The 3,179-nt window shown below is 66.7% G+C and carries 4 protein-coding genes; all 4 read right to left on the bottom strand.

All coding sequences use genetic code 11. The annotated features are described in order from the left end of the window. Nucleotides 1-1,141 (bottom strand): PPE family protein (locus tag JO059_RS06770; RefSeq protein ID WP_293315326.1); only part of this gene is annotated, 1,141 nt, incomplete at its 3' end. A gap of 9 nt (nucleotides 1,142-1,150) precedes the next feature. Then, complete coding sequence (locus JO059_RS06765) at nucleotides 1,151-1,450, bottom strand: PE domain-containing protein (RefSeq protein ID WP_293315325.1); 300 nt, start codon at nucleotides 1,448-1,450, stop codon at nucleotides 1,151-1,153. Nucleotides 1,451-1,654: 204 nt separating this feature from the next. Beyond that, nucleotides 1,655-2,485, bottom strand: coding sequence for an ABC transporter permease (locus JO059_RS06760; RefSeq protein WP_293315324.1), 831 nt, complete (start codon nucleotides 2,483-2,485; stop codon nucleotides 1,655-1,657). Continuing rightward, nucleotides 2,482-3,179: glycosyltransferase family 2 protein (locus JO059_RS06755; protein WP_293315323.1), on the bottom strand; the 698-nt coding region annotated here is incomplete at its 5' end. The genes JO059_RS06760 and JO059_RS06755, both read right to left, overlap by 4 nt.

The raw sequence follows: 3,179 nt of genomic DNA, 5'->3' as shown, positions 1-3,179 counted from the left end.
GGTGGCCGCCCGCGGCATGGCCGACCGGCATGCCGCCGACTGCCGCGCCTCCGGCGGTGGTCGTCGTCTGCGGTCGCATCGATTCGGCGCCCAACGCCCCACTGGGGCGCAGTCCGACCGGGCGGCCGCTGACGGTGGGCTCGAAGACGCTGACCGGGCGGGTGAAGCTGGTCGCGGGCACGCCGGTGCCACCGAGCGAAACGCCGCCTCCGCCCGCGCCGGCCGCCCCCGGAGCCGCGGACGCGGCGGACACCGCACTGGCCGCCGACGCGCCGGGCGTCGCCGCGCCCAGGCCCAGCGCGCCGGGGTTGGCGAACATGCCCATCATCGACTGCAGCGGCTGCATCGCACTCATCGGTGCCTGCATCAGCTGCGCGGGAGCCTGCACCATCTGGGGGACCGCCCCGATCATCGACTGCACCGGTTGCATGAATGTGCCGAGTTGGCCGCCTATGTCTTGGCCGCCCGAGGCCGCCTGATTGGTGCCCGCGGTTGCTGTCTGGACACCTTGGAAAGCCGTGCGCATCCCGTCGCCGGCCGCGGTGTCGGCTGCAGCCTGTCCGACCACCGAGGCAGCCTCCGCTGGAGCCGCCGGCGAGGCGCCCATGGCAGCCAGCGGAGGTGGTATCGCCAGGCTTTCGGCGAGCCCCGCGAGGACCGCTCCGTAGCTGGCCCCGACCGCGGAGTTGTTCGGCCACATCACGCCGAAATATTCGGTGTCGAGCGCGACGATTCGCGGAGTCAGGGTCCACAGCACGCTCGGATTCGCGATGTTATCGGCAACCTCTTCGTCACGGTTGGCATTGCACTCCGGCGCCGGACGCATTGCGGCATTGGCCATCTCGTAAGCGGAGACCGCGGCGGATACGACCGCCGGCTTGATGTCCACCCATCCGGCCAGTCCGTGCAGGGACGCGTTGAGCATGGTGGCGCTGGCGGTCGAGCCCGCCGAGCCGGCTCCCAGCCAGCTGGCCGATGTCACGGCCGTGTTGATCATCGACGCGCTAGCCGAAGCGTGGTGGCTGGCACCTACTGCGGTCCAGGCGGCCTGGTTCGCCAGCATCGTGGCTACCCCGGTGCCGGTCTTGAGCAGAAGGTCGTTCGCTTCGGGTGGGCGCGCCGCCCACCCCGGGTCAGGCATAAGCGCCGCTTACAGCCCGAGCGCCAAGCTGCGAGCCGCCTCGGTGGCCGTGTAGACCGACGACGCCACACCCTGCGTTCCGGCGAACAATCCCCGCTGAAGCGAGTGCTCCTGGACCACGCCCAAGTAGGCCCCACCGCACGCATTGAGCGCCATGTTGAACAAGGCCGAATCGGGGTCGTTGCCCATCGGAGTCGTGCCCATCAGCGCCGGCGCGGCCGCCGCGGCGGCCGACTCTACTTCTGCGCTGATCGCCGATTCCGCTCCTGCTGATACCAACACGGCCTCAGGTTGCACCGTCCAAGACATTAAGGTTCCCCTCCGAATGTTCTCGCAGTCGCATTGCTGCGAATGATCGGTGAGTCTAATGCCCGCCGGCCGATCGCGTGTTCGCTTGCTCATACGCCCAGCGCCAATTCCAGTCACTTGCAACGCAATTACCGCTGCAGTCACATCGGCAACTCCGACCACTTCTATGGAGCGCGGTATTGCACATGTGTGCGACAACCAGCCTCAGACCCAATAGGGGACCCGCGCGCGGTATTGCCGCATCCCGACGGCCGCCAGCAGCCAACCGACGACCGTCAGCACCACCACGACGACCCAGTGGCGCAATTCCTGGTGGGCGCCCAGCAACGGGGCGCGAACGATGTCGAGATAGTGCAGCAGCGGATTCAGTTCGACGATGCTCGACCAGCGTCCCGCACCCTGCTGCCGCAGCGTGTCGTCGTTCCAGATGATCGGCGTCATGAAAAACAGCAACTGGACGACCGAAAACAGCAACGGCCCGATGTCGCGGTAGCGGGTGGCCAGAATGCCGAAACACAGTGACACCCACACACAGTTGAGCACGATCAACGCCAGGGCGGGAATGACCGACAGGTCGGCCCACGACCACGGCTTGGGGAAGATGATCGCGACGACGAAGTAGATGACGATGTTGTGCGCGAACAACAGCAGCTGCCTCCACACCAGCCGGTAGACGTGCACGCTCAACGGCGTCGGCAGTTGCTTGATCAGTCCCTCGTTCGCGACGAAGACGTCGGCGCCCTCGAGAATCGAGGCGTTGATCAGGTTCCAGATGATGAGCCCAAGCGTGACGTACGGCAGGTGGACGGCCAGGTCGAGGTGGAACAGCTTCGAGTAAAGGCCGCCCATCGCGACGGCGGTGGTGCCGGTCGCGATGGTGATCCAGAATGGCCCGAGCACCGAGCGGCGGTAGCGCTGCTTGATGTCCTGCCAGCCCAGGTGCAGCCACAACTCGTGACGACGAAAGCCGTCGACCAGGTCGCCGCGGGCGCGGGCGAAGGTCCGCGACTGCGCCGCCGCGTCGATGAATGTCATGTCGATCCCCCCGGCCTGCCGAACTGCTCGCGACGTCCCAAGCGGCGCAAGCGAACCCACTCCCACATGCCCTTGGGGTCGCGGCGCGTCACCAGGAAGAACCAGCCGAACCGAAGCCATTCCTGGAGGAGCAGCTTGCGCAGTCCGGGCTGGGCCATCAGATAGCCGCGGTTGCGGTAGGTGAAGAACCGCTTGGCGGGATCGTCGGGATACTGGGTGTGCATTCGGCCACCGAGTATCGGCCGAAATTCCTCTGAGCCGCAAGGGTGCAGATAGACCGCGTCCAGACATGTTCCGAACGGCAGGCCGGACCGAACGAGTCGGCGGTGCACTTCGACTTCGTCGCCGCGAATGAACAGTCGCATGTCGGGGACGCCGACCGCGTCCAGGGTCGACGCCCGAAAGAGTGCGCCATTGAACAACGACGCTATGCCACGAAGCAGGTCCTGTCCCGGCTCGGTACGCAATTCGCTCGTGTGCCTGCGCCATACCAAGCCTCGCCGCAACGGAAACGCCAGCCGCTCCGGGTCGTCCATATTGCACACCATGGGCGAAACCTCGGCCAGGCCGTACTTTTCCGCGCAGGCCAGCAACCTCGCCAGCACGTGAGAGTCCTGTGGGCGCCCGTCGTCGTCGGCCAGCCACACCCAGTCGGCCCCATGTGCCAGCGCCTGCAACATGCCAAGCGCGAAAC

This window comes from Mycobacterium sp., assembly GCF_019247615.1.
GTDB lineage: Bacteria > Actinomycetota > Actinomycetes > Mycobacteriales > Mycobacteriaceae > Mycobacterium.
Note: the sequence above shows the minus strand (reverse complement) of the source record. Positions and strands in the feature narration are given on the sequence as shown.